We start from the raw sequence: 23,923 nt of genomic DNA, 5'->3' as shown, positions 1-23,923 counted from the left end.
AGGTCGCGGTCCTTGGCGAAGCTGCGCTTCTCGCCGGGGACGCTGGCGCCGCCCTTGCGGGCGATCTCGCGGCGGCGTTCGGGGTTCATGGCGGCGAAGCCGCGTCGGGCGCGGGGCTTGCCGGTGTCAGCGGTGGCCATCGAGGGACTCTCCTCACTTACTCGGCGAGTTGGGGGCTGTCTTCGCGGGACGCGCGCCGCCGACCGCTCGCCATCGGCCGGTGCACGGGAGGGACGCCGGCGCGGCGCGCCTGGGTTCCTCGGGCGTTTTCGTCGACGGTGGGTCTCCGTGCTGACTGGGGTCGTTCCGCAAGGGGCTTGCGGTCTGGCTAACCCCTGAAGCCAGTCAAGGTTGCAGCCGCAGACGCGACTTATTCGCGACGCAGCGCCTCGATGGGGTCGAGGCGGGCGGCCCGCCACGACGGGTAGGCGCCGAACACCAGCCCCACGACCATCGAGAAGCCCAGAGCCAGCGGCGCGGCCCAGGGCGGGACCGCGGCCGGCCAGTCGGCCAGCCTGGCGACGCCGAGCGCGCCCAGCACACCGATCGTGAGGCCGATCAGTCCCCCCGCCATCGAGAGCGCGACGGACTCCAGGGCGAACTGGATCAGCACGTCGGACCGCTTCGCGCCCAGCGCCATGCGCAGGCCGATCTCGCGGGTCCGTTCGGTGACCGAGACCAGCATGATGTTCATGATGCCGACGCCGCCCACCACCAGCGACACCGCCGCCACGGCGGCGAGGAACACCGTGAACGTGGCCACCGCCGCCTGCATGGTGGCCAGGATCGAGGCCATGTTCTGGGTCTGGAAGTCATCCTCCTCGCCGGGCCGGATGCGGTGGGTCTCGCGCAGCAGGTTGGTGACGTCCTCCTGCACCCGGTCGAGGGAGTCGGCGTCCAGCGACTTCACGTACATCGTCTGGATCGTGTCCCCGCGGAACCGGCGGCCCACCAGCCGCGACCGCACCGCCTGCAGCGGCGCCAGGGCCACGTCGTCCTGGTCCTGGCCCAGGCCGGCGTTGCCCTTGGACTCCAGGACCCCGATCACCTCGAACGGGACCGAGCGCACGCGGATGCGCCTGCCGATCGGATCGGTGTCGCCCCACAGCTCGCGGGCCACCGTCGGGCCCACCACGATCACCTTCTTGCCCTGCCGCGCTTCCCGTTCGTCGAACATCCGGCCGCGGGCGATGACGAGGTCGCGGGCCACGAGATAGTCCGGCGTCACGCCGTCGATCCGCGTGTTCCAGTTGGCTCCGTCCGCCGCCAGCTGCGCGCGCGTGGTGACCGCTGGCGCGACGGCGGCGACGTCCTCGACCTGGCGCGCGATGGCCTCGGCGTCGCTGTCGCGAAGGGACATGCCGGCTCCCGCGCCCTGGCTGACGGGACCCCGCTGAAAACTGGGGCTCACGATGATGAGGTTGGAGCCCAGCCCGGAGATCGCGCTGGTGACCCGTTGCTGCGCGCCCAGTCCGATGGCGGTCATCATCACTACGGCGGCGACGCCGATCACCACCCCCAGCGACGTCAGGCCGCTGCGCATGGGGTGGGCGACGATGGCGCCCAGGGCGAAGCGGATCAGCTCGACGAACCTCATGCCGCGCTCCGCTCGTCCGAGACGATCAGGCCGTCGCGGAAGGCCACCCGCCGGTGGGCCTCGTTCGCCACATCCGGATCGTGGGTGACGATCGCCAGCGTGAGCCCGTCGGCGTTGAGCTCGTGGAAGAGCTTGAGCACCTCCTCGCCGGTATGGGTGTCGAGCGCGCCGGTCGGCTCGTCGGCGAGCAGCAGGTCGGGGCGGTTGGCCAGCGAGCGGGCGATGGCGACCCGCTGCTGCTGCCCGCCCGAGAGCTGCGTCGGCCGGTGTCCCATGCGCGAGCCGAGGCCGACGCGCTCCAGCAGTTCCCGGGCCCGCGCCCGGCGCTCGGCCGGCGCGGCGCCGGCGTAGATCATCGGCAGCTCGACGTTCTGAAGGGCCGTCAGGCGGGGCAGGAGCTGGAAGGACTGGAAGACGAAGCCGATCCGCCGCCGGCGGAAGCCCGCGAGCTGGTCGTCGTCGAACTCGCCGACCTCTTCGCCCTCGAAGCGGTAGCTGCCCGAGGTGGGCCGGTCGAGCCCGCCCAGGATGTTCATCAGCGTCGACTTGCCCGAGCCGGAGGGGCCGATGACCGCCACGTATTCGCCGCGGCCGATCTCGAGCGACACGCCCGCCAGCGCGGGCACGTCCTCGTCGCCCATCCGGTAGACCTTGGTGAGGTCGGCGACCGAGATCACATCTTCACCCGAACGCCGCCCCCGCCGCCGCCGCCTCCGGGCGGTCCCAGCCGGGCCGGCGGCTTGGGGCCGCCGCCGACGATCACCTGATCGCCCGGCTTCAGCTGGCGGCTGACGATCTCCGTGGCCGTCCCGTCGGTGGCGCCGACGCGCACCGGGATCGGCGTGGGCTTGCCGTCGCGCAGCACATAGACCGTGCCGCCGCGCATGCCGGCGGCGCGGCCGCGTCCCTCGGCAAGGGTCTCCAGGAGCGCGGCCAGCTTGGTCCGCTGGTCGGGCCGAAGCTGCGGCGTCAGCTCGGCCAGGCTCTCCTGCGTCACCTGGCGCATGGCGGTCATCGCCGCGCGGCGATCACCGGCCGCGGCAGCCATGGCGGCCTGGCGTTTGGGGCGCATCTCGGCCTGGATGTCCTCCCAGGCCTTCCGCTGCCGGGCGTCGAGGTCGAGCTGCTCGACGATGCGCCCGCCCGGGCCGCCGCGCTGGCCGCCCTGGCCCTGCCGGGCGCCGCCGCCGCGCTGGGGGCCTCCGCCGAAGCCCGGGCCGCCCACGACCATGCCGCCGCCAGGCGCGCCAGGCGCGCCGCCGCCGCGTCCGCCGGCGTTCTCGGCCGGCGGCGTCCAGCGCAGCGCAGCGGCCGGGACCTTCACCACGTTCCGCTTCGTCTCGATGACGATGTCCGCGTTGGCGGTCATGCCGGGCAGCAGCTTGCGTTGCGGATTATCGGCTTCGGCGATGACGGTGTAGGCGACCACGTTCTGCTCGGTGGTGGGCTGCTTGCGCACCTGGGTGACGATCCCCTCGAACGTGTCGTCCGGGAAGGCGTCGACGGTGAAGCGGACCATCTGGCCTTCCTGGACCTGACCGACGTCGGCCTCGTCGACGCTGATCCTGACCTCCACCTTCGAGAGGTCCTGGGCGATGGTGAACAGCACCGGCGCCTGCAGGCTGGCCGCGACCGTCTGGCCGGGCTCCACCTTGCGGTCGACCACGACGCCGTCGATCGGCGCCGAGATGGTCGTGCGGCCGAGGTCGACCTGCTGGCTGCGCAGGGTGGCGCGGCTCTGCTGGACCCGGGCGCGGGCGGCGGCCACCTGGGCCTGGGCCACCCGCATGGCCGCGGTGGCCTGATCGAGGGTGCTCGGGGAATAGATGCCCTTGTCCACCAGCTCCTTCTTGCGGTTGTAGTCGGCCTGCGCGTTGGCCAGCGTGGCCTCGGCCTGGCGGACGCCGGCCTCGCCCGCGGCGATGTCGGCCCGGCTCTGCGCCACGCGCGACTGGAACGTCTGCGGGTCGATCACGGCCAGGGTCTGTCCGGCGCGCACCTCGTCGTTGAAGTCGGCGAGCACGCGGGTCACCTGACCCGAGATCTGCGAGCCCACGTCGACGGTGATGAGGGCCTGCAGGCTGCCCGAGGCCGAGACCGAGCGCGTCAGGTCACCCTGTTCGACGGTGGCGAACCGGTAGGGATCCTTCGGCGCCTTCGGCCGCATCTGGAAGGCGACGAGGGCCGCCACCACCAGCACGATCACGCCCAGGGCGATCCAGGCGGCCTTCGGGAGACGGAAGCGGCGGCGTTTCGACGGTGTGGCGGTCATGTCTGGTCCAGCATCGACGGGCCCGCATGAACCCGACGTGACTCGTGGCGGCGGCGCTTTGCGGGAGGATTTCAGTTCGGATACCGGCGTCGTCGAAGCGCGCCGCGGAATCGCCCGACTTACAGCGGCAACTGGACCCGCGCTGTCAGGCCGCCGCCGGCCCGGTTGATCAGGCTGACGTCGCCGCCGTGACCGCGGGCGATGGTGCGCACGACCGCGAGGCCCAGCCCGATGCCGCCCGTCTGCCGGCTGCGCGACGGCTCGCGCCGATAGAAGGGCTCGAACACCTTCTCCGCGTCGGCCGCCGGGATGCCGGGACCGTCGTCGTCGATCTCGACCACCGCATGGCCGGCCTGGGCGAACACGCGGGCGCGGGCCCGGCCGCCGAACTTCACCGCGTTCTCGAGCAGGTTCGCGATCAGCCGGCGCAACGCCATGGGGTCGCCCTCGAGCACCACCTTGTCGCCGGGCTCCACCTCGGTCCGGGCTCCCGTCTCGGCCATCTCATCGCACAGGCTCTCCACGAGGGAGGACAGCTCCAGCGGCGTCCGCTCGCCCGTCTTCGTCGCGTCGCGCACGAAGGCGAGGGTGGCGGTGATCATCTCCTCCATCTGGTCCAGGTCGGCGGAGTACTTCGCGCGCTGGTCCTCCGGCAGCGCCTCGATCCGGAACCGCAGCCGCGTGAGCGGCGTGCGCAGGTCGTGGGCGATGGCGCCGACCATGGCGGTGCGATCCTCGACGTAGCGCTTCAGGCGTTCCTGCATGTCGTTGAAGGCGCGGGACGCCATGCCGATCTCGGCCGGCCCCTTCAGCGCCAGCGCCGGGGCGTTGGGGTCGCGGCCCAGCCGCTCGGCGGCCTCGGCGAACTCCTTGATCGGCTTGGTGAGCCGCCGGGCGAACAGCCAGGCGATCGGCGACATCAGCAGGGCCGAAAGGGCGAACCAGAGCGCCAGCCGCTGTTGCCAGTCCGACAGGCCGAACGTGGGCTTGGTCTGCACCACCCGCCAGGTCCCGTCGGCCTGCCGCACCCCCACCTTGAACGGCAGGACCAGGAAGTGCTCCTCGCCGGTCATGCCGACGCGGGCGGCGCGGTCGCGGATGATGCGGCCGACGCGGCGATCCGACAGCGGCCCACGCTCGCCGGCCACGACCACGTCGGCGACCGGGACCCCCAGGTCGTCAGCGATCTTCGCGCGGATGTCCGGGATCGTGCGGCCTTCCAGCACCGGCGAGGGCGCCCTGCGCGTGGTGACGACCGTCAGCGGCTTGCGCTCGGTGAAGGTCAGGTCCGCGCCCTGGTATGTCCGCGCGATCTCGGACACCCGGTAGAAGTCCGGCGCCGGCGGGGGGAGGGCGAACAGCAGCAGCGTGCTCATGGCCCACGCCGCCACCAGCGTCAGCCCGGTCAGGGTGAGCAGCTGGACGATGAGCGGCGCGGAGCGGCGCGTCACGTGCGCTTCACCTTGGCGGTGAACATGTAGCCTTCGTTGCGGATAGTGCGGATCAGGTCGTGCCCGCCGCCGCCGTCGTCGAGCTTGCGGCGCAGGCGGCTGATCTGGACGTCGATGGCACGGTCGAAGGCGTCGCTGTCCGGGCCGCGGGCGAACTCCAGCAGCTGGTCGCGGGTCAGGACCCGCTGCGGACGCTCCACGAAGGCGCGCAGCAGCGAGAACTCGCCCGAGGAGAGGTTCACGACCACGCCGTCCGGGGACCGCAGCTCGCGGCGGACGAGGTCCAGGCGCCAGCCCGCGAACTCGCAGCCTGCCCCCAGCGCGCCCGCGGTCGACCTTTGCTCGGCCCGCCGCAGGACCGCGCGAACACGCGCCAGCAACTCGCGAGGATTGCAGGGCTTTGCCAGATAGTCGTCGGCGCCCAACTCGAGGCCGACGATGCGGTCTGTGTCCTCGCCCATGGCCGAGAGCATGATGATCGGAGGCGCGTTGTCGTTGGAGGTCAGCCTGCGGCAGACGGCGAGACCGTCTTCGCCGGGCAGCATGACGTCCAGGACGATGAGATCGATCGGGCCGCGCTCCAGGACGCGTTCCATCTCGGTCGCGTCGGCTGCGGTCTCGACCTTGTAGCCGTGACGGCCCAGGAAGTCCGACACCACGTCGCGGATGCCGGGGTCGTCGTCGACCATGAGGATACGGGCGCCGGCCCCGGCCATGTCAGTCGCAAGCTCCATGGGCGACAGGTTCGCGGCCGCCCGTAACCTGCAGATGTCTCACCTGAAACCCGTTGGTCGCAAGCGTCCTGGACGAAGCGGGCCTCATCCGTCCGACAGGATCATGTCCGCCACGAACGGGTTGGTCTTGCGCTCCTGGCCGAAGGTGGACATCGGCCCGTGGCCGGGGACGAAGCGCACGTCCTCGCCCAGCGGCCACAGCTTGCCGGTGATGGCGTCGATGAGCTGCTGGTAGTTCCCCTTCGGGAAGTCGGTGCGTCCGATCGAGCCCTGGAACAGGACGTCGCCGACCTGGGCGAACCTGGCTTCCCGATGGAAGAAGACCACGTGGCCCGGCGTGTGACCCGGGCAGTGGTAGACCTCGAACTCGGTCTCGCCGAGGGTCACCACGTCGCCGTCCTGCAGCCAGCGGTCCGGCGTGAACGGCCGCGCCTCGGGCATCCCCCACTTGGCCGCCGAGGTCCCGATATCGTCGATCCAGAACTGGTCGTCCGGGTGGGGCCCCTCGATGGGACAGCCGGTCAGCTCCTTCAGCGCGGCCGTGCCGCCCGCGTGGTCCAGGTGGCCGTGCGTGATCCAGATCTTCTCGAGCGTCAGGTCATGTTCCTTCAACGCCGCCAGGAGCCGATCGACCTCGCCGCCGGGATCGATGATCGCCGCCTTCCTGGTCTTCACGCACCAGACGATGGTGCAGTTCTGCTGCAGGGGCGTGACCGGCGCGATCAGGGCGCGGATCGGAAGCGGCGGAGGCGAGGGCGCGTTCATGGCCCCATGATCGGGCGACACGCTCCATAAGAAAAGGCCCGGGAGGAGCCCCCGGGCCTTTCCGTCGCCTGGACTTGTCCGTCAGGCCCCCGCGATCGGCGGGGGCGGGGCGTCCGCATCGAGCTCGTGCGTCTCGGGCGAGCCGTGCGCCACGTGGCTCTTGCGATAGCCGTAGAGGAAGTAGACCAGCAGGCCGAAGAGGGCCCAGCCGACGAACATCAGCTTGGTCTCGTTCGACAGGCTGAAGAACAGGTACACGCAGCCGATCGCCGCCAGGGGCGCGACCACGAAGACCGCCGGCGTCCGGAAGGGACGGTTGCGGTTCGGGTCGGTCCGGCGCAGCACCACCACCGCGATCGCCACCATGGCGAAGGCGAACAGAGTGCCCGAGTTCGAGATGTCGGCCAGCACGCCGACGGGGAAGAAGGCCGCGAACAGGGCCACGAAGACCCCCGTGATGATCGTGATCACGTGCGGCGTGTGGAACTTCGGGTGCACCTTGGAGAGCACCGGCGGCAGCAGGCCGTCGCGGCTCATCACGAAGAAGATCCGGGTCTGGCCGAACATCATCATCAGGATGACCGAGGGCAGGGCGAGGCCGGCGGCGAGGCCGATCAGGTTGCCGATCTGCGGCCAGCCGATCTCGCGCAGGGTCCAGGCGAGCGCCTCCTTGGAGCAGACCACCTTGGCGTCGCCGATCGCGGTGCACGCCGCCGAGAGCTCGGGGCTGCCTGGGCGCAGCGCCGCGCCGTCGGCCCCCAGGACGGGCTGGGCGCCCACCGTGCCGATCACGCCGGCGGCGACCAGCAGGTAGAAGATCGTGCAGACGGCCAGCGAGCCGATCAGGCCGATGGGCATGTTCCGCTGCGGGTTCTTGGTCTCCTCGGCCGCGGTGGAGACCGCGTCGAAGCCCACGTAGGCGAAGAAGATGGACGCGGCCGCCGCCGAGATGCCGGCGAAGCCGAGCGGGGCGAACGGGGTGAAGTTCTCCATGTTCATCACCGGCACGGCGAGCACGATGAACAGGGTGAGCGCGGCCACCTTGATCGCCACCAGGAACGAGTTGACCACGGCGCTCTCCCGCGTGCCGACCACCAGCAGGGCGGTGACGACGAGCGCGATGCCCATGGCGGGGAGGTTCACGAGGCCGCCGTCCATCGGACCCCGCACGAGCGCGTTGGGGATGTCGATGGCGAAGGCGTTCTCGATCAGGCCGACGACGTAGCCGGACCAGCCAACCGAGACCGCGCCGGCGGCGACGGCGTACTCCAGGATCAGCGCCCAGCCGACCATCCAGGCCAGGAGCTCGCCCATGACGGCGTAGCTGTAGGTGTAGGCCGAGCCCGAGACCGGGACCATGGCGGCCATTTCGGCGTAGCAGAGCGCGGCGACGGCGCAGACGAAGCCTGCGATCACGAACGCCAGCATCATGCCGGGGCCGGCCTTCTGAGCCGCCTCGGCCGTGAGCACGAAGATGCCGGTGCCGATGATGGCGCCGATGCCCAGCATGGTGAGTTGGAAGGCGCCCAGCGAGCGGTGCAGGGACTTCTTTTCCGCGGTCGCAAGGATCGCGTCGAGCGGCTTAACACGCCACATTTGTGGAGGTCCTCCGAATGGCGGCCCCCCGGCCGCCAGGTAAAATTTGGCGCGACCGTGGCCTGCGTGCGGCCCCCGGGTCAAGCGGGAAGGCCGGAGCCGGTTCCCACATGCCCCCGCTTCCGGCTAGAGGCGGGGCAATGCTTCCCATCCACGAAGCCCTGCCCAAACTGAAGGCGTCGCTGGCCGAGCGCAACGCCGCCGTCCTTGTCGCGCCGCCCGGCGCCGGCAAGACCACCGTGGTCCCGCTCGAGCTGCTCGGCGAGGCGTGGAGCGGAAGCGGGCGGATCATCGTGCTGGAGCCGCGCCGGCTGGCCGCGCGGGCCGCGGCCGACCGGATGGCGGCGACGCTGGGCGAGCGGGTCGGCGAGACGGTCGGCCTGCGCGTGCGGATGCAGACCCGGGTGTCGTCCCGCACGCGGGTGGAGGTGGTCACCGAGGGCGTCTTCACCCGCATGATCCTCGCCGATCCCGAGCTGTCGGGCGTCGCCGCCGTGATCTTCGACGAATTCCACGAGCGCAGCCTGGACGCCGATCTCGGCCTCGCGCTGGCCCGTGACGCCCAGTCGGTCCTGCGCCCGGACCTGCGCCTGCTGGTGATGTCTGCGACGCTCGACGGCGCTGCGGTGGCGCGCCTGCTCGAGGGCGCCCCGGTGATCGATAGCCAGGGGCGGATGTTTCCTGTCGCAACGCGCTACGTCGGCCGCGATCCCGCGCTGCGCGTCGAGGACCAGGTCGTGCGCGTGGTTGAGCGGGCCCTCGCGGAGGAGGCCGGCAGCCTTCTCGTGTTCCTGCCGGGACAGGGGGAAATCCTGCGCGTGGCCGAGCGGCTGGCCGACCGCGGCCGTGCGGGGGTGGAGATCGCGCCCCTCTACGGCGCTCTGGACCCGCGCGACCAGGATCGCGCCATCCGGCCGGCGCCGTCCGGACGGCGCAAGGTGGTGCTGGCGACGTCCATCGCCGAGACCAGCCTCACCATCGAAGGGGTCCGGGTGGTGATCGACAGCGGCCTTGCCCGGGTTCCCCGCTACGACCCCGCCAGTGGTCTGACCCGCCTGGCCACGGTCCGGGTCAGCCGCGCGGCGGCGGACCAGCGGCGCGGCCGCGCCGGGCGCACCGAGCCGGGCGTCTGCTACCGGCTGTGGGACGAGGCCGAGACCCGCGCGCTTCCGGCCTTCGCCGACCCGGAGATCCTCGAGGCCGACCTCTCGGGCCTGGCCCTCGATCTCGCCCGGTGGGGCGCCCGGGACGCTTCGGACCTGGCCTTCCTCGACCCGCCGCCCGCCGCGGCCTTCGCCGAGGCCCGCGGACTGCTCCGCCGGCTGGAGGCGCTGGACGCCGACGGCGTGCTCACCGACCACGGCCGGGCGCTGGGCGACATGCCGCTGCCGCCGCGCCTGGCGCACATGGTGCTGAAAGCGGCCGAGACTGGCCAGGCGATCCGCGCCGCGCGTATCGCGGCTCTCCTCACCGAGCGGGGCCTGGGCGGACGCGACGCCGACATCCGCCATCGGCTGGAGGCGCTCGATCGCGACCGCAGCCCCCGCGCCCGGGACGCCCGGGCGCTCGCCGACCGCTGGGCGGCCGCAGCCGGGGCGGGGAAGGGCGAGCCGCTCTCCGACGGCCTCATCACCGCCTTCGCCTATCCCGAGCGGATCGCCAAGGCGCGGGGCGGGCAGGGCGAGTTCCAGCTCGTCACGGGGCGTGGCGCCTTCGTCGAGCCCACGGACGCCCTGGCGCGCGAACCCTGGCTGGCCGTCGCCGAGTTGGGCGGGGGGCAGACCCGCGACCGCATCCTGCTCGCCGCGCCGCTGGACCCCGCCGAGCTCGCGGCCTTCGCCGACCAGTTCGAGGTCGAGGCGCGCCTGGAGGAGAGCGGCGGCGGCCGCCTGCGCGCCAAGCGGCTCACGCGCCTCGGCCGGCTGACGATCCGCGAGGAGATCGACGACAACCCCGACCCGGCCCTCGTCGCCCGCGCGCTCGCCGACCGCCTCCGCCGCGAGGGCCTGGCCGCCTTGCCGTGGGGTTCGTCCGCGGCCTCCCTGCGCGAGCGCGCCGGCTTCCTGCACGCGCGGGAACCGGCCTGGCCCGATCTCTCCGACGCCGCGCTGCTGGAGCGCCTCGACGACTGGCTGACGCCGCTCCTCGCGGGCGTCCGCCGCCTGTCCGACCTGAAGCCGGACGCCCTGGACGGCGCCCTGCGCGCGCTCATCCCCTGGGACCAGCAGCGCCGCCTGGAGGCCGATGCGCCCGCCCGCTGGACGGCCCCCACCGGCAACAGCTTCGCCATCGACTACGCCGCCGAGGCCGGCCCCCGCGTGGAGGTCCGCGTGCAGGAGGTCTACGGCCTCGCCCAGCACCCCGCCGTGGGCGGCGTCCCGCTCACCCTCGCGCTGCTGTCGCCCGCTCACCGACCCATCCAGACGACCAAGGACCTGCCGGGCTTCTGGAGAGGTTCGTGGAAGGACGTCCGAACCGACATGAAGGGCCGCTATCCTCGACACGTCTGGCCCGAAGACCCCGCCGCCGCCCAGCCCACGACCCGCGCCAAGCCCCGTGGCGCGTGATCCCTTTGCTCGCGGGTCCCGCCGTCGGGAGTCCGCGAAGCACAGCTCCCCTACCCAGGCTGTCATCCCGGTTTCCGCGCAGCGGAACACCGGGAGCCATAGACTCCGCATCTCCGGATGAGGCGCCGCGGCGTCGCCTGCGGGCCGTTTCCGACATCGGGTGCGTATGGGTCCCGGTCTTCGCCTGCGGCGAAACCGGGATGACAGCGGTGGGGGGCTCAGGACGTGGCGGCGTAGATCATGATCCCCGTCGCCACCGACAGGTTCAGGCTGTCGGCCCGCCCGCGCATGGGGATCTTCACGTTGACGTCGCAGAGGGCGGCCATGTCGGGGGGCAGGCCCTGCTGCTCATTGCCCATCAGGACCATGGCGGGCTTGCGGTAGCTGGCGTCCGCATGGGTCACGGTGGCCGATAGCAAGGTGCCCACGACCGAGCCACCCCAGTCCTTCCGCCAGGCGGCGAACTCGGCCTCCGACGCCTTGGCCAGCGGCACGGCGAAGATCGAGCCCATGGTCGCCCGCACCGCCTCCACCGAGTAGGGGTCGCAGCACTCGCCCACCAGCACCACGGCGCCGCAGCCCGCGGCGTCGGCCGTGCGCACGATGGTCCCGAGGTTGCCGGGATCGCGCACCCGGTGCAGCGCCACCACGCACGCCGCCGTCCCGGGCGTCACGTCGGCGAGCGGCGTGAAGGCCTGGGGGAACACCCCCACCACCGCCTGCGGGTTCTCGCGCCGCGAGACCTTGGCCAGGATGTCGTGGGTGACCTCGATCACCTCGCCACGCGCCGCGAGCGTCGCCTGGACGGCCTTTCGCATCATCGGGTGACCGGCGGCGTCGGCGCCGTGCATCAGGATCTTCGGCGCGTGCCCGGTGTCGATCCCCTCGATCACGTTCTTGAGGCCCTCGGCCACGAAGAGGCCCGTCTCGTCGCGCTCCTTGCGCATGTGCAGGGCCCGCACGCGCTTGACGGTCTCGTTCGAGAGCGAGGTGATGGTCCGGCTGCTCATCGCGACCACCGGGCGAAGAAGCTCATGCCGATGGCGCGGTCGCCTCGCGCCTCCACCAGCGCCAGTTCGCCCCACTCGATGCGCCCGCCGCGGCCGGCGAGCTTTTCCGCCAGGAGGCCGGACAGCGCCGCGCCGGAGATGCGCTCGGCGTAGGCGTTCAGCACCAGGAACCGCGCGTTCTCCGAGAGAAGCTGCGCGCACAGACCTGCCAGCTCGGGCAGGTCCTCGAACAGCCGCCACACCTCGCCGCCGGGGCCTCGGCCGTACTTCGGCGGATCCAGGATGATCCCCTCGTAGGTGGAGCCGCGCCGCACCTCTCGCTGAACGTACTTGCGCGCGTCCTCGGTGATCCAGCGGATCGGACGGTCCGCCAGCCCGGACAGCTCGGCGTTCTCCCGCGACCAGGTCACGGCCTTCTTCGAGGCGTCCACATGGGTGACGGCCGCCCCGGCCGCGGCCATCGCGAGGCTCGCCACGCCGGTGTAGCCGAACAGGTTCAGCACCCGCGGCTGTTCGCCCGCCTGCCGGGCGGCGCGGACCTGAGCGTCGAGCCACGCCCAGTTGGCGGCTTGCTCAGGGAAGAACGCCAGGTGCCGGAAGGCCGTGAAACGGCCATGGAAGCGCACGTCGCGCCACGAAAGCGGCCAGGTCTCCTTCGGCCGGCCGCGGAAGCGCCAGCGCCCGGCGTCCTCGTCGTCGGAGGGGTCGAACACCGCGTCGGCGGTTTCCCACTCGTGTGCGGGCAGGCGCGGCGTCCAGAGGCACTGCGGCTCGGGCCGCACGACCTTGTACGGACCGTAGCGCTCCAGCTTGCGGCCACCGCCGGAATCCAGCAGGGCGTAGTCCGCCCACCCGTGGGTGCGCATCACCTCTGCGGCGTCGGCGATCTCCGGGGCGCTCATGGCCGTGCCTTACGCGCTGCGGGCCCGCACCGTCCAGCCCGCCGCCCGGGGGTTGTCACCGTCCATGAATTGGGGTCCGCTGTCCGGGCCAAGGATCTGGGGAGACTCCATGAGCACGGTGGGGACTGCGACGCGGAAGACCGCGCGCAAGGCCAAGGGCGACGGGCACCTGCGCCGCGCCGAAATCCTGGAAGCCGCGGAGCGCATCTTCGTGGCCGAGGGCTACGAGGGCGCGACCATCCGCAAGATCGCGGACGAGGTGGGGGTCTCCTCGACGGCGCTCTACATGCACTTCGACGACAAGGCCTGCATCCTGCACGAGATCGTCGAGGGCGTGCTGCAGCAGCTTCTGGTCCGCAACGCCGAGTGCGCGGCCCTGAAGCTGGATCCGGTCGTGCGCCTGCGCATGATCCTCGAAGGCTACATGCGCTGGGGGCTCGAGCATCCCTATGCGTACCAGCTTGTGTATTGCGACCGCGGTCCGGTATCGCAGGCGCCAGCGCCGCCCTCGGACCTGAGCCACCAATGCTACGAACACTTCGCCGGCGTGGTGCGCGAGATCGCAGCGCAGGGACGCCTGCGGACGGGCGCGGGCGATTCGGCCGCCCAGGCGCTCTGGATGGCCTGCCATGGGGTGGTGGCGCTGCTGATCAGCCGGCCGGCGTTCGAGTGGGCCGATTCCGACGAGCTGATGCAGATCACCCTGGACGGCATGCTCCACGGGCTGGTCGCCGACTAGCGGCCGCCCTAGGCGCCACGCTGCTGGCGCCCGCCGCCCTGCAGGCCGCGCCGCGGGTCATTTCCCTCGACCAGTGCGCCGACCAGTACGTGCTGGCGCTCAGCCCCCGCGAGTCCATTGTCGGCCTCTCCACGCGTGCGGATGACGCGGACTCGCGCCTGCGCCGGCTGGCCGCAGGCCTGCCCATTCGGCGCGTGGATCTGGAGACGGCGCTTGCGGCGCGCCCCCAGGTGGCGGTGCGCTACTGGGGCGGCGAGCCGCGCCTGCTCCGCGCGCTGCAGGACCGCGGCGTGACGGTGGTGACCATCGGCGACGCCGACGACTTCGACGATGTCCGCCGCAGCGTCCGCGCCGTGGCGGCTGCGCTGGGACGCCCGGCGGCCGGGGAGGCCCTGATCGCCGGAATGGACGCCCGCCTGCGCCGCGCGGCCGGCGCCTGGGCCGGCGCGCGGGCCCTCTACCTGACGCCCGGCGGCGCCACGGCGGGCCATGGAACCTTGGTGGACGCGATCCTGCGGGCCGCGGGCTTCACCAATGTGGAACGCCGGCCCGGCTACCAGGTGGTCTCGCTCGAGGCCCTGGCCCTCGATCCCCCCAGGGCGGTCGTGCAGGGCTTCTTCGACACCTTCCAGCTCGCCGGCGACAGCTGGGGCGTCGGTCGGCACCGGATCCTGCAGCGCGCCGTCGAGCGCGCTACGGTCGCCAGCCTGCCGGGCGCCCTGCTGGGCTGCCCCGACTGGGGCGCAGCGGAGGCCGCCGAGAGGCTCGCGGACCGCGCGCCGCGCCGGGCGGGCCGGCCATGAGGCCGCTCGCGCTGAATCTTCTGCTGACGGCGGCGGTCCTGGCGCTGGCGGTGGCCGGGCTGCTGATGGGCGAGGTGGCGCTGACCTGGGACCAGGTCGCCCAGGCGTTCGCGCAGCCGTCGTCCGGCCCGCACGAGATCCTCTTCGGCATCCGGCTTCCGCGTACGGCTGCAGCCCTCGTGGTCGGCGGCGCGCTGGGCCTGGCCGGCGCGGTCATGCAGGGGCTGCTGCGCAATCCGCTCGCCGATCCCAGTGTCCTCGGCGTCTCGGGCGGCGCGGGACTGGGCGCGGCGCTCGCGATCTCGCTGGGGCTCGCCGGCCTGCAGGGCGCCATCGAGGCCGCCGCGCTGGGCGCGGCGCTGCTGGTCGGCGCGCTGCTCACCTGGCTGGCGGCGCGGTTTCGCGAGCCGGAGACGCTGATCCTCTTCGGCGTCGCCCTCTCGGCGTTCCTGGGCGCGCTCACCTCGCTGGTGTTCAACTTCTCGCCCTCGCCGGTGACCCTGGCCGAGGTGTTCTCCTGGCTTCTCGGATCGGTCGCGAACCGCGACTGGGGCGACATCCTGCGCCAGCTCCCGGCGCTGGCGGCGGGCGTGGGGCTTTGCCTCTACGCGGCCCGGGGCCTCGTCATGCTGACGCTCGGGGAGGAGACGGCCGCCTTGTCCGGCCTGCCGATGGCGCGCCTGCGCGCCGCGGCCGTCGCCGGGGCCAGCCTGCTCACGGGGGCCTCGGTCGCCATGGCGGGCATCGTCGGCTTCGTCGGCCTTGCCGCCCCGCACCTGGTGCGCGCGGCCGCCGGCGGCGATCCCGGGCGCATGCTGCTGCCGTCCGCGCTGGCCGGCGCTGTCCTCCTGGCCGCCGCCGACATCGCCGCACGGCTCATTCCCACCGACCTGGAACTCAAGCTCGGGGTGGTGACCGCGCTCTTCGGCGCGCCGCTGTTCGGGCTGATCGCTTGGCGGGCGGCGCGGAGCTGGCGGGGATGAGCGCGCTCCTCCTTCAGAACGCCACGGTCCGCCGGAGCGGTCGGACGGTGCTCGACGCCGCGACCTTCGCCGTCGCCGCGGGCGAGGTCGTGGGCGTGGTCGGTCCCAACGGGGCGGGCAAGACGACGCTGCTGCGCGCGGGCCTCGGCCTGGCGTCCCTCGCCGCCGGCAGCGCCCAGTTGGGCGGCCGCGACGTGGCGCGCCTCTCCGACCCCGAGCGCGCGCGCCTGGCCGCCTACCTGCCGCAGGAGCGTCACGTGGGCTGGAACATGACCGCCCTGCGGATCGCCAGCCTGGGCGCCGCGCGGCTCCCGCCCGCCGCCGTCCTGGCCGCCGCCAAGGCCGCGCTGGCCCGGGTGGGCCTGGCCGGACTGGAGGACCGCGGCGTGCTGCAGATGTCCGGAGGCGAACGCGCCAGGGTGCTGCTCGCGCGGCTCCTCGTCGCGGCCGCGCCGCTCCTGGTGGCCGACGAGCCGGTCGCCGGGCTCGATCCGGACGCCCAGCTGCTGGCTCTGGAGCTCTTCCGCGAGGAAGCCGCCCGCGGCGCGGGCGTCGTCGTCACGCTGCACGACCTCGGCCTCGCCGCGCGCTGCTGCGACCGCCTCGTGGTCCTGAGCGGCGGTCGCGTCATCGCCGATGGCCCCCCGGGCCACGCGCTCCGGCCATGCATTCTTGCAGAGGCGTTCTCGCTCGATGGCCGATTGGAAGAGACCGCCGACGGGCCCATCCTGGTCGCCAGGCGCCGGGGAGGGCGGTCATGACATTCGCGAAGTGGGTCTTCACCATCGGGGGCGTCTGGGGCGTCCTGATCATCGCCCCGCTCTTCGTCCTGGAGGGCGTCCTGGCCGGCGCGAGCGGACCCTTCAGCCATCCGGACACCTACTACGGCTTCGCCGCCTCGACGCTGATGTGGCAGTTCGGCTACCTGGTGATCGGCCGCGATCCCGCCCGCTACCGCCCCTTCATGCTGCTCGGCGCCGGGGGGAAGGTGATCTACTTCGCCGCCTGCTGGGCGCTCCACCTGACGGGACGGATCCCGATCGCGGTCCCGCTGGTCGCGAGCCCGGACATCCTGCTCGCCGCGCTGTTCGTCGTCGCGTGGTTCAGGACCGCGCCCGCGCGTCTCGCCGCAGTCTAACCGCTACGGGTTGCTCGCGGAGGTCGCCGCGCCCGTGGCGGCGGCGTAGCTGTATCCGCCCCGCCGCAGGTCCGACGACAGGGTGATCGGCGCCGAGCCGCCGTTCAACTTGGCCCGGTAGACCGTCATGTTCTCCAGCACCCGCATCACATAGTTGCGGGTTTCCGAGAACGGGATGCACTCGATGAAGTCGAGCGGATCGTTCGAGCCGGCGCGCGGGTCGCCGCAGGTGTTGATCCACTGCACGGGCCGGCCGGGCCCGGCGTTGTAGCCCGCCGCCGCCATCACGTACGAGCCCGAGAACTGGTTCACCAGCTGGCCCAGGAAGGACGAGCCGAGGCGCATGTTGTAGTCGGCCTCGTACAGCGCGGCAGGGCCCGAGTAGGGCTCGCCCATCCGCCGCGCCACGATGCGGGCGGTCGAGGGCAGGAGCTGCATCATGCCGCGGGCGTCGGCGTGGCTGCGGACGCCGGGGTCGAAGCCGCTCTCCTGCCGCGTGATCCCCAGCACCAGCGCAGGCTCGGGCGCGCCGGCCACGCTCGGCGGCGTGCGGTAGGGATAGCCGCGGTCGATCAGGATCAGGTTGCGGGTCGCCGCGGCCCGGATCGCCTTCATCGAGGTGTCCTGGTCGCCATAGCCGCGGATCGCGTCCACCAGCATGGCGACTTCCACCGTGGTCGGCAGGATGTCGTCGATGTGCAGGGCGAAGGCCCGGAACAGGTCGCGCTGGCCCTGGTCGGCCAGGAGCCGCATGGCCTGCACCTCCTGGCGTCCCTCGAAGCGGGCGCGTTCGGCGGCCGTGGGGACCGGATCGCTCGCCAGGCGGATCGGCTGGCCCACCTTCTCGGCGGCGAGCTGGCCGTAGAAGCTCGTCAGGTACTGCGCGCCGTCCCGGTAGTGGCGTTCGGCGCCTGCGCGGTCGCCCCGCTGCTCGGCCGCGCGGCCCATCCAGTACAAGGCGCGGCCGCGGGTGATCGGCGACGACCCGATCCTCTCGATCGCCGCGAAATGCCGGGCGGCGGCGGGGGCGTCGTTGAGCCGGTTCAAGGCGATCCACCCGGCGTAGAACTCGGCCTCGGTGGCGTCGGTCCCCTCGTTCAGCCCCGAGTTGGCGGCGGCCTGGTACGCCGCGCGCCAGTTGTTCAGCTTCAGGGCGTAGGCGACCAGCCGCTTGCGCTCGTCCCACATGCGGTCGGCGCCCTCGGGGGTGACGATCTCCGTGGGGAAGTTCGGCAGCAGCGCGATGGCTTCGGCCTCGCGGCCCGCGCGACGCAGCGCGGCGGCGCGCTCGAAGGCCACGCCGGGCGAAGCCTGGTCGGCGGGCGACAGCGCCGCATAGACGTCGGCGCCGCCGGAGCGCAGGGCGATCCGCGCGATCGCCGCCGGCTGCCGGTCCGCGGGCAGCAGGGTCACCATGTCGCGCGCCGCGGGGCCCTGGGCGCCGTAGAGCAGGACGTCGGCCCGCCGGATGTGGTCGTCGACCGTCAGGACATCGGAGAACCGCGTCAGCATCTGCCGCTGCGGTTCGGCCTCGAAGCTGCGCGTCCGCCACCAGGTGCGGATCAGCTCCGCCGCCTCGGCCTGGCGCCCCAGCGAGCGGTAGGCGCTCGCCAGCGCCATGGCGCCCTGGGCGCTCTGCGGGGGGTCGCCGGCGAACCACGCGACGATCTCCGACGGGGACTTGCCCGAGGTCTCCACGAGCCGTTCGGCCGCGATTTGCCGGCGGCCGGGCCTGGGGAATCCGGCCAGCTCGCGGCGTGCGGCGTCCAGCTCGGCGAAGCTCAGCGCGCCGGCGTTGGCGTCCACCAGGGCCCAGGTGACGGTCCGGCGCGCGACGGTGTCGTCGAGGCGCTGGATGATCGCGCGGGCGCCGGCGACGTCGCCGCGGCGGGCCGCCGACAGGCCCTGGGCGAACAGCTGCTGGTCGGACGCGGAGAGAGGCCGGGCCACCGTCTGGCGCGGGGGCGCCGGCGCCGCGGGCGCGGGGGGCGCCTGGGCGCCGCCGGACAGCAGGTCCCCGATCGGGTCGACGCCCTGGGCGCGGGCCATCGTGGTGGCGACCACCAGGGCGCATCCGGCGAGCAGCGCGTTACGGACCCGTGCGTTCAACCTGTCTCCCCCCGACTGGGGATGAATGGAATCGACATTGCGAGCCAAGCCCGCGGCAACATATTGTCCGGCCAAATCTGAACGTCGCCTCACTAGGCGACATATTCACGGCCTTTTGCACACCCCATGTCCGAACCTCTCTTCCGCGGCGTCCTGCCGGCGCTGGTGACCCCGTTCCGCGACGGCGCGGTCGACGAGGACGCCTTCGTGGCCCTGGTCGAGCGCCAGATCGCCGGCGGCGTCCATGGCCTGATTCCCGTCGGCACCACCGGCGAGGCGTCCACGCTGAGCCACGAGGAGCACCGCCGGGTGATGGAGCTCTGCGTCGCCACGGCGCGGGGCCGCGTGCCGGTGATTCCCGGGGCCGGCTCCAATTCTACGGACGAGGCGATCGAATTGGTGCGCCACGCCAAGGCCATCGGCTGCGACGCCGCGCTGGTGGTGACGCCCTACTACAACCGCCCAAGCCAGGAGGGCCTCTTCGCCCACTACAAGGCGATCAACGACGCGGTGCAGCTGCCGATCCTGGTCTACAACGTGCCCGCGCGGACCAGCGTCGACATCTCCAACGCCACGCTCGCCCGGCTCGCGAAGCTCCCGAACATCGTCGGCATCAAGGACGCCACCGGCGATCTGCCCCGCGCCAGCCTCCAGCGCCTCGAGTGCGGCGAGGACTGGGTGATGCTCTCGGGCAACGACGATTCGGCCCTGGGCTACATGGCCCACGGCGGCCATGGCTGCATCTCGGTCACCTGCAACGTGGCGCCCGAGCAGGTGTCGGCCTTCTACAACGACGCGCTCGCCGGCCGCTGGGCCGAGGCGCTCTATGGCCAGGACCGGCTGATCCGGCTGCACAAGGCGCTCTTCTCCGACGCCAGCCCCAGCCCCACGAAGTTCGCGCTGTCGCATCTGGGCCTCTGCCGCGAGGAGGGCCGCCTCCCGCTGGTGCCGTGCTCCGAAGCCGCGCGCGCCGAGGTGTTGGCCGGAATGCGCGAGGCGGGCGTTATCTAGCCATGGCCGGCAAGACGATCGCCGAGAACCGCCGCGCGCGGTTCGACTATTTCCTGGAACAGACGTTCGAGGCGGGGCTCGCGCTCACCGGCTCGGAGGTGAAGAGCCTGCGCAACGGCAAGGCCAATATCGCCGAGAGCTATGCGGCGGTCGAAGGCGACGAGATCGTCCTCGTGAACGCCGACATCCCGAAGTACGCCCAGGCCGGCCCGCACTTCAACCACGAGCCCCGGCGGCCGCGGAAGCTGCTGCTCAAGCGCCGCGAGATCGACCGGCTGATGGGCGCGGTCCAGCGCGAAGGCCTGACCCTGATCCCCACCAAGCTCTACTGGTCCGACAAGGGCCTGGCGAAGCTGGAGGTGGCGCTCGCCAAGGGCAAGAAGATCCACGACAAGCGCGAGACGGCGGCCGAGCGGGACTGGCAGCGCGACAAGGCCCGGCTCATGCGGGACAAGGGTTGAGCCTCGACGTCGCCGCGCTCGAGCGGTCGGTGGTGGCCGCGGTCGCGCCGCCCCGGGTCCTGGAGGTGGACGGCTGGCTGGTGCCGCTGGACGATGGCGCGATCGGCCGCGCCAAGAGCGCCGTGCCCCTCTCTCACGACCTCGATCCTCGCAGCGTGGACCGGGTCGTCGAGGCCTTCCGCGACCATCGCCTGCCGCCGGCCTTCCGCCTCGCCGACACGCCGGCCCTCGACCCGATCCGCGAGGCGGCGGCCCGTCACGGCGTCGCCGGCCGGCAGCCCACCGTGATGAAGCTAGGCGAGGCGGCCCGCATCGCGGCCCTGGGCGACGCGCCGGCGCGGCTGCTGGAGCGGCCCGACGACGCCTGGAGCGCGGTCTTCCTGGGGGACGGCTTCGATCCGGCCGAAGGCGCGCTGCGCATCCGCAACCTCTCTCGCGCGCCCTCGGCCCGTTACGGCGCCGCCGGCGCGGACGGGGCGACCCGCGCCGTCGGCGTGCTGACGGTGTTCGAAGGGTGGGGCGGCGTCCACGGCATGCGCACAGCGCCCGAGGCCCGCGGCCGGGGCCATGCGGCGGCGATCCTGGGCGCATTCGGACGCGCCTTGGCCTCGGAGGGGATCGGCCGGGTGGTCCTGCAGGTGGAGGAGGCCAACCCCGCCCGCCGCCTCTATCGCCGCGCCGGCTTCCAGCCGCTCTGGACCTACCGCTACTGGCGCTGACGCTGCGGAAGCTGCGCTAGGCTCGCGCCATGCAGCAAGGTCCCCAGTCCCGCTTCGGCCCCAACGTGCGCATCGCGCCCGACGCCTTCGTGCACCCGAGTGCGCAGCTCTACGGCGCAGTCGAACTCGCGTCGGAAGCGTCCATCTGGCCCAACGTCGTGGTGCGCGCCGAGGTGCTGGAGGTGCGCATCGGCGCCCGCACCAACATCCAGGACTTCGTTATGATCCACATCGGCGCCGGGACCGGCACGATTATCGGCGAGGACTGCTCGATCACCCATCACGTCACGCTGCACGGCTGCCGGATCGGGGACCGGGTTCTGGTGGGCATCGGCGCCACCATCATGGACGGCTGCGAGATCGGCGAGAACTCCATCATCGCCGGCCAGGCCTTCCTGAAGGAGGGCACGATCATCCCGCCCAACTCGATCGTCATGGGCGCGCCCGGCAAGGTCGTGCGCGAGCGGGACAACGCCGCCGCCAACGCCATGAACGCCTGGATGTACGCCCGCAACGCCGCCGCCTACGCCCGCGGCGAGCACCGCCTGTGGGCGTCGGCCGACTTCGCCGAGGCCTCCCGCGCCGAACGCGCGCGCCTGCAGGCGCTCTACGGCTGACCTACTTCGCCAGGTCGCGCAGGATCGAGTCCCAGTGCGCGAGGCTGCCGTCCAGGGCGGCGATCGGCACCTTCTCGTTGAGGCCGTGGGCGAAGGCCTCGCCGGGCCGCATGAACAGGCCCGAGACCCCGTAGCTGGGGATTCCCACGGCGCGGAAATGCATGCTGTCGGTCGCGCCCGACGCCTGGCTCGGCACGATCGGCAGGCCCGGGAAGCGGGCGTGCACGGCCTTCCGGATCGCCGTCATCACGTCCGGCCGCAGCGGCGAGGCGGGGCTGTCGACCGAGCCGTCGTCGACCCGGGTCACCGTGACGCTCGCGTCGCCGATCACCTCCGCGAGGGTCCGCCGCACGCTCTCGGACGAGGTGCCCGGGAAGATCCGGCAGTTCACCGTCGCGCTCGCCTTCTGCGGCAGGGCGTTGGGCGCATGTCCGCCCGACAGCATCGTCGCGACGCAGGTGGTCCGCAGCACCGGATTGTAGTTCGCGTCCGCCGACAGACGCTCGACGGCGTCCTTGTCGGCGGGATCTGCCGCGAAGCGCTTCATCGCCGCACCCAGGTCGCCCGGCGTGCTCCGCGACGCCGCCTCCAGCATCGCCCGGGTGATCTCGTTGTGCATCGTCGGGAAGCGGTAGGCGCGCAGCTTCTCCAGCGCCGCCGACAGGCGATAGATGGCGTTCGAGGGTGTAGGCCGGCTCGAGTGCCCGCCGGGGTCGGTGAAGGTGATGGTGAAGTCGGCGTAGGTCTTCTCGGCGCCCTGGACGCCGTAGGCCACCGCCTTGCCGGCCTCGTCCAGCGAGCCGCCGCCGCCGTCGGCGTTCAGCACCATCTCGGCGCCCTTCAGCCGCCTGGCGAGCTCTGCGGTGGTGACCATGGTGGTCTCCTCGTCGCCCGAAAGCGCCAGGACCACGTCGCGGCCGGGCTTCCAGCCCTCCTTCCGCAACTTCGCCAGCGTCGCCACGACCACCGACACGTCGGCCTTGTTGTCGTCCGCCCCGCGCCCGTAGAGATAGCCGCCCTCGACGACCGGCGTGAACGGATCGCGCGCCCAGTCCTCGGCCCTGGCCTCGACCACGTCCATGTGGCCCGAGATGACGATCGGCGGCCGCTTCGGGTCGGTGCCGGGATAGCGGGCGATCAGGAACGCCGTCCCGTTCAGCGGCTCGATCGTGATCTCGTCCGGCCGGTATCCGCCGGCGACGAGGACGCTCTTCAGGTACTCGGCGTAGGCCACGGTCTGGCCGCGGCCCGCCACCGTCGGGAACGCCACGCCCCGCTTCAGGATCTCAAGGGTGCGGTCGAGAAGCGCGGGGTCCGGCTTCGGCGGAGCGGCCAGGGCAGGGGCGGCGAGGGCGGCCGCGAGCGCGGCGGCAAGGACGAGTTTCACGCGGGAATCCGAAGCGGCTGATGGCGGCGACGCTACAGGCGCGCCGGGACATCGGCCATAGGCGGCGCGCCCCGCAGCGCATTCTTTGGACCGCAGCGACCGCGAAGTGTGCAGGGCCGCCCGGGCCCCACCACCTCTGCGGATCGCCCCGATCCCTGCGGTTGAGGTCAGCGGCCTTTGAACGCCGGCTCGCGCTTTTCCATGAACGCCCGCATGCCTTCCAGCGAGTCCTCGGTCTTGAGCAGCGGCAGGAGCTGGAGGAACACGTGGTGCACGTGCTCGTCGAAGCCCTCGGACAGGCCCATGCGCATCAGCCGCTTCGAGGCCTGCACCGCCAGCGGGGCGTTGGCGACGATCTCCAGCGCCAGCTTGCGCGCCTCGGCCGCCACCTGGTCGGCCGGCACGGCCCGCGAGGCCAAGCCCAGCTCGACGCACTCGGCGGCGTTCAGGGTGCGGCCGGTGAAGATGATCTCGGCCGCCTTCGACCAGCCCAGCAGCCGCGGCAGCAGCCAGGTGCCGCCGCTCTCGGGCACGATCCCGCGCTTGGTGAAGGCCGCGGCCATCTTGGCGTTGTCGGCCATGATGCGGATGTCGCAGCCCAGCGCCGTGTCCATCCCGTAGCCCGCGGCCGAGCCGTTCAGCGCGCAGATGGTCGGCGTTCCGAGGTTGAACAGCACCGTAGGCGGCGTCGCGCGCAGGTCGATGTCGGTCGAGGTCGATGCGCCCTCAAGTCCCGTCGAGCCCTTGGTCGCCCCGCCCAGGTTCAGCCCGGCGCAGAACGCGCGCCCCGTGCCCGTCAGGATGATGCAGCGCACGTCCCGGTCGCGATCGGCCTTCAGCAGCAGCTCGGTGAGCTGGTTCAGCATCGGGCCTGAGATCGTGTTCATCCGCTCGGGGCGGTTGAAGGTGATCGTCGCGATGTGCTCGCTCACCTCGTAGAGCACTTCGTCCTGATCTGCGGTGACGGCGCTGTCGGCCATGGGATCCTCCGGAGTTTCGGAGAGCCTACCCCAACTGCGCGTTTCCGCAGAGGCAACAGCCTCCTCACCTTCTCGTCGCGCC

At 72.4% G+C, this 23,923-nt stretch carries 23 protein-coding genes; 10 read left to right on the top strand and 13 right to left on the bottom strand.

The window, feature by feature from the left end; all coding sequences use genetic code 11:
- From JNK30_RS00920 to JNK30_RS00885, 8 genes are all read right to left on the bottom strand, one after another.
- The coding region (locus tag JNK30_RS00920; RefSeq protein WP_293479315.1) for a KGG domain-containing protein at positions 1–140 on the bottom strand (140 nt) is incomplete at its 3' end.
- Between the two features lie 230 nt (positions 141–370).
- Entirely contained in the window at positions 371–1,597 is a 1,227-nt protein-coding gene (locus tag JNK30_RS00915; protein WP_293479309.1) for an ABC transporter permease, read from the bottom strand.
- On the bottom strand, positions 1,594–2,274 hold the full coding sequence (locus JNK30_RS00910; protein ID WP_293479307.1) for an ABC transporter ATP-binding protein: 681 nt from the start codon (positions 2,272–2,274) through the stop codon (positions 1,594–1,596). The genes JNK30_RS00915 and JNK30_RS00910 overlap by 4 nt, the downstream gene beginning before the upstream one ends.
- Positions 2,271–3,869 carry an efflux RND transporter periplasmic adaptor subunit gene (locus JNK30_RS00905; RefSeq protein WP_293479305.1) on the bottom strand — a complete coding sequence of 533 codons (1,599 nt, stop codon included), beginning with the start codon at positions 3,867–3,869 and terminating at the stop codon, positions 2,271–2,273. Before JNK30_RS00905 ends, JNK30_RS00910 begins: the two co-directional genes overlap by 4 nt.
- A 119-nt stretch (positions 3,870–3,988) precedes the next feature.
- Positions 3,989–5,320, bottom strand: a complete 1,332-nt coding sequence (locus tag JNK30_RS00900) for an ATP-binding protein (RefSeq protein WP_293479303.1) — start codon at positions 5,318–5,320, stop codon at positions 3,989–3,991.
- Positions 5,317–6,054 carry a response regulator gene (locus tag JNK30_RS00895; protein ID WP_293479301.1) on the bottom strand — a complete coding sequence of 246 codons (738 nt, stop codon included), beginning with the start codon at positions 6,052–6,054 and terminating at the stop codon, positions 5,317–5,319. The genes JNK30_RS00900 and JNK30_RS00895 overlap by 4 nt, the downstream gene beginning before the upstream one ends.
- Before the next feature lie 84 nt (positions 6,055–6,138).
- Positions 6,139–6,819 carry an MBL fold metallo-hydrolase gene (locus tag JNK30_RS00890; protein WP_293479299.1) on the bottom strand — a complete coding sequence of 227 codons (681 nt, stop codon included), beginning with the start codon at positions 6,817–6,819 and terminating at the stop codon, positions 6,139–6,141.
- A gap of 81 nt (positions 6,820–6,900) precedes the next feature.
- Complete coding sequence (locus tag JNK30_RS00885; protein ID WP_293479298.1) at positions 6,901–8,415, bottom strand: amino acid permease; 1,515 nt, start codon at positions 8,413–8,415, stop codon at positions 6,901–6,903.
- Between the two features lie 140 nt (positions 8,416–8,555).
- On the opposite strand from JNK30_RS00885, the gene hrpB reads away from it, so the two are divergent.
- Positions 8,556–10,982, top strand: coding sequence for an ATP-dependent helicase HrpB (gene hrpB / locus JNK30_RS00880; RefSeq protein WP_293479296.1), 2,427 nt, complete (start codon positions 8,556–8,558; stop codon positions 10,980–10,982).
- Between the two features lie 218 nt (positions 10,983–11,200).
- Here the strand turns inward: hrpB and JNK30_RS00875 are convergent, their stop codons facing one another.
- Complete coding sequence (locus JNK30_RS00875) at positions 11,201–11,992, bottom strand: RNA methyltransferase (protein WP_293479294.1); 792 nt, start codon at positions 11,990–11,992, stop codon at positions 11,201–11,203.
- Entirely contained in the window at positions 11,989–12,894 is a 906-nt protein-coding gene (locus JNK30_RS00870; RefSeq protein WP_293479292.1) for a class I SAM-dependent methyltransferase, read from the bottom strand. The genes JNK30_RS00875 and JNK30_RS00870 overlap by 4 nt, the downstream gene beginning before the upstream one ends.
- Positions 12,895–13,003: 109 nt before the next feature.
- Here JNK30_RS00870 and JNK30_RS00865 point away from each other — a divergent pair, with 109 nt between their 5' ends.
- The 5 genes from JNK30_RS00865 to JNK30_RS00845 are packed head-to-tail and all read left to right on the top strand — an operon-like array spanning position 13,004 to position 16,557.
- Entirely contained in the window at positions 13,004–13,633 is a 630-nt protein-coding gene (locus JNK30_RS00865; RefSeq protein ID WP_293479290.1) for a TetR/AcrR family transcriptional regulator, read from the top strand.
- Positions 13,564–14,436, top strand: coding sequence for an ABC transporter substrate-binding protein (locus JNK30_RS00860; protein ID WP_367118718.1), 873 nt, complete (start codon positions 13,564–13,566; stop codon positions 14,434–14,436). The genes JNK30_RS00865 and JNK30_RS00860 overlap by 70 nt, the downstream gene beginning before the upstream one ends.
- Positions 14,433–15,419 carry an iron ABC transporter permease gene (locus JNK30_RS00855; RefSeq protein WP_293479288.1) on the top strand — a complete coding sequence of 329 codons (987 nt, stop codon included), beginning with the start codon at positions 14,433–14,435 and terminating at the stop codon, positions 15,417–15,419. Before JNK30_RS00860 ends, JNK30_RS00855 begins: the two co-directional genes overlap by 4 nt.
- Positions 15,416–16,180 (top strand): ABC transporter ATP-binding protein, encoded by a 765-nt coding sequence (locus tag JNK30_RS00850; protein WP_293479286.1) that lies wholly within the window; start codon positions 15,416–15,418, stop codon positions 16,178–16,180. The genes JNK30_RS00855 and JNK30_RS00850 overlap by 4 nt, the downstream gene beginning before the upstream one ends.
- Complete coding sequence (locus tag JNK30_RS00845) at positions 16,177–16,557, top strand: hypothetical protein (protein WP_293479284.1); 381 nt, start codon at positions 16,177–16,179, stop codon at positions 16,555–16,557. The genes JNK30_RS00850 and JNK30_RS00845 overlap by 4 nt, the downstream gene beginning before the upstream one ends.
- Before the next feature lie 3 nt (positions 16,558–16,560).
- Here JNK30_RS00845 and JNK30_RS00840 read toward each other — a convergent pair whose 3' ends face one another.
- Positions 16,561–18,666 (bottom strand): lytic transglycosylase domain-containing protein, encoded by a 2,106-nt coding sequence (locus JNK30_RS00840; protein WP_293479282.1) that lies wholly within the window; start codon positions 18,664–18,666, stop codon positions 16,561–16,563.
- A gap of 126 nt (positions 18,667–18,792) precedes the next feature.
- On the opposite strand from JNK30_RS00840, the gene dapA reads away from it, so the two are divergent.
- The 4 genes from dapA to JNK30_RS00820 are packed head-to-tail and all read left to right on the top strand — an operon-like array spanning position 18,793 to position 21,474.
- Positions 18,793–19,677 carry a 4-hydroxy-tetrahydrodipicolinate synthase gene (dapA, locus tag JNK30_RS00835; RefSeq protein WP_293479280.1) on the top strand — a complete coding sequence of 295 codons (885 nt, stop codon included), beginning with the start codon at positions 18,793–18,795 and terminating at the stop codon, positions 19,675–19,677.
- A gap of 2 nt (positions 19,678–19,679) precedes the next feature.
- Positions 19,680–20,138, top strand: a complete 459-nt coding sequence (smpB, locus tag JNK30_RS00830) for an SsrA-binding protein SmpB (protein ID WP_293479278.1) — start codon at positions 19,680–19,682, stop codon at positions 20,136–20,138.
- The gene (locus JNK30_RS00825; RefSeq protein ID WP_293479276.1) at positions 20,135–20,857 is read left to right on the top strand and encodes a GNAT family N-acetyltransferase; all 723 of its coding nucleotides are present in this window, start codon (positions 20,135–20,137) and stop codon (positions 20,855–20,857) included. The genes smpB and JNK30_RS00825 overlap by 4 nt, the downstream gene beginning before the upstream one ends.
- A 29-nt stretch (positions 20,858–20,886) precedes the next feature.
- Positions 20,887–21,474: a gamma carbonic anhydrase family protein gene (locus JNK30_RS00820; RefSeq protein WP_293479274.1), complete on the top strand. Its 588-nt coding sequence runs from the start codon at positions 20,887–20,889 to the stop codon at positions 21,472–21,474.
- Between the two features lies 1 nt (position 21,475).
- Here JNK30_RS00820 and JNK30_RS00815 read toward each other — a convergent pair whose 3' ends face one another.
- A complete protein-coding gene (locus JNK30_RS00815) occupies positions 21,476–22,861 on the bottom strand; it encodes a M20/M25/M40 family metallo-hydrolase (protein ID WP_293479272.1) in 1,386 nt (461 codons plus the stop codon).
- A gap of 167 nt (positions 22,862–23,028) precedes the next feature.
- On the bottom strand, positions 23,029–23,841 hold the full coding sequence (locus JNK30_RS00810) for an enoyl-CoA hydratase-related protein (RefSeq protein ID WP_293479270.1): 813 nt from the start codon (positions 23,839–23,841) through the stop codon (positions 23,029–23,031).
- Positions 23,842–23,923: the final 82 nt, after the last annotated feature.

This window comes from Phenylobacterium sp., assembly GCF_016793225.1.
In the GTDB taxonomy this organism is placed as follows: domain Bacteria; phylum Pseudomonadota; class Alphaproteobacteria; order Caulobacterales; family Caulobacteraceae; genus Phenylobacterium.
Note: the sequence above shows the minus strand (reverse complement) of the source record. Positions and strands in the feature narration are given on the sequence as shown.